The sequence below is a fragment of the Neisseria sp. HMSC073G10 genome (assembly GCF_001812605.1).
Classification (GTDB): Bacteria; Pseudomonadota; Gammaproteobacteria; order Burkholderiales; family Neisseriaceae; genus Neisseria; species Neisseria subflava_A.
In genome coordinates this window covers 1-1804 of sequence record NZ_KV809520.1, presented here as the reverse complement: position 1 = coordinate 1804, position 1804 = coordinate 1, and the positions used below count along the sequence as shown (strand labels likewise).

At 48.4% G+C, this 1804-nt stretch carries 1 protein-coding gene; it reads left to right on the top strand.

Annotation, left to right across the window (positions count from 1 at the left end; translation table 11 throughout):
- On the top strand, positions 1-1619 hold a 1619-nt coding region (locus tag HMPREF2865_RS05775; RefSeq protein WP_070646347.1), incomplete at its 5' end, for a transferrin-binding protein-like solute binding protein.
- Positions 1620-1804: the final 185 nt, after the last annotated feature.

Here is a 1804-nt window from a genome sequence, read left to right as displayed (position 1 = left end):
AAGCCAAGAAAGCTGAAGAAGCCAAGAAAGCTGAGGAAGCTAAGAAAGCCAATGAGGCCAATTCAGGTCAAGGTTTTGGCGGCGAAGGCAAAGTAATGGGTAAGGCTTTGGATGGCGGTGTCTTGGTAGCGAAAAAACGTGAAACCGGCGATTTGGAATATGCCAAAACCGAAGCTCCGACTGCCTCGGATAAAAACAGCGTCGTACTTGATGGTGTCGCCATTAATACCAAAGACGTTAAAGCGGGTGAGTTTACGTTGGGCGAAAAAAGTATGAACGGCGGTAAAACCGATGCAGCACAATATGCGGTACACAGCGGCGACCTGTTGCCTGACGTTCGTTACGGCGGTGTTGCCGATGTCAGTGATCTGCGTGATGTGAAACAGGCGTTGTTTGTCCAAGGCACGCCATCAGGCAGTGATACCGTTGCAGCCCAAAGAGGGGATGCAACCTATAAAGGCATCGGCCTGCATTTCCAAAACGGACTGCCGATCAATACAAGAGGTCTGCAAGAAATTTTTGAAACCGGTTCGCAAGCCAAGCTGGCCAATCTGTATCCTGCCGCCAAAGCAACCGATGTTACCGCAAAAGTCAATTTCGACCAAAAAACCATCAATGTCAGCATCAACCGCTATTCCGATCAAACGGTTGGCGGTGGTAGTGGTGGCAACAGGATTGCAGGTGTCGTCAAATCCAATGCGCGCGATATGGCGGAAAATCTGTCTTTCAATGGCGATTTGCACGGTAATACCTTCTCCAACAAGCAAGGTACGATGCAAGGCGGATTCTTTGGCGCGAAGGCAGACCAACTTGCCGGTACATATAGTGCGGCAGGCAAAAACCAACGTGATGAAGACGTAGTGGCGCGCGGTGTGTTTGGTGCAAAACGCCAAGATGCAGCTCAAGCAGGCGGCCAGCCTGATGCGCCGGTTGCCAAACCTGATGCGCCTGTAACTCAGCCTAAAGTTGACGCTGCCACAACCGAATTGAAAAAAGGCGAAACAGGCGAGCAATACTTCTTATCGAATATCGCCGATTTGACCAAAGTCGTCATCAACGGTACGGCAATCGCTTTGGCACCTGTTACCAACAAGCTCTATCAAACTGAATTGGGTTCGGACTACAAGTCGTTTGTTGCTTCAGGCAATTTGAGCAATGTTGTCTTCGGTGCGGCAAAACTTGCTGATAATGCCTACTCCTTGTTTGTTCAGGGGGTAATGAGTACCTCTCTACCGTCCGGTACGGCTAAATACGCAGGCGAGGTGTTGAATTTCCGTGCCCGCAACTTGGATAATAAGGAAAACTGGGTGGGTGATACAGGAGGCTACCGTACTGCCGGTTCGTTTACCGCAGATGTCAACTTCGATACCAAGACTATCGCAGGTAAAATCAATAGTGGTGACAGATGGTTCATGAATGAACGAGCCTTTACCGCAGGTATTACAGGCAGCAGCTTTAATGGTAAATGGGATTCCGGTGTGCAAGGTTCTATCTCAGGCGGATTCTACGGCGACAAAGCTGCCGAAATGGCGGGACGATACAGTTACAATGAAAAACCAGGTGATAATGGCTCTTCAAGTAACAACGCTTTCGGTGTATTCGGCGGTAAAAAGCAATAACCGTCTGTTTAAGCTGAAAACAAACCGCCTGAAAGGGCGGTTTGTTTTTGAGTGGGTAGGATTTTCAGACGACCTTTTACGGTAACAACAATCTAGAGAGCAATTTACCCGCTAAAAGGTCGTCTGAAAACCTTGAATCTTATTTTCAGATAATCTGAGACCTTTGCAAAATTCCCCAAAATCCC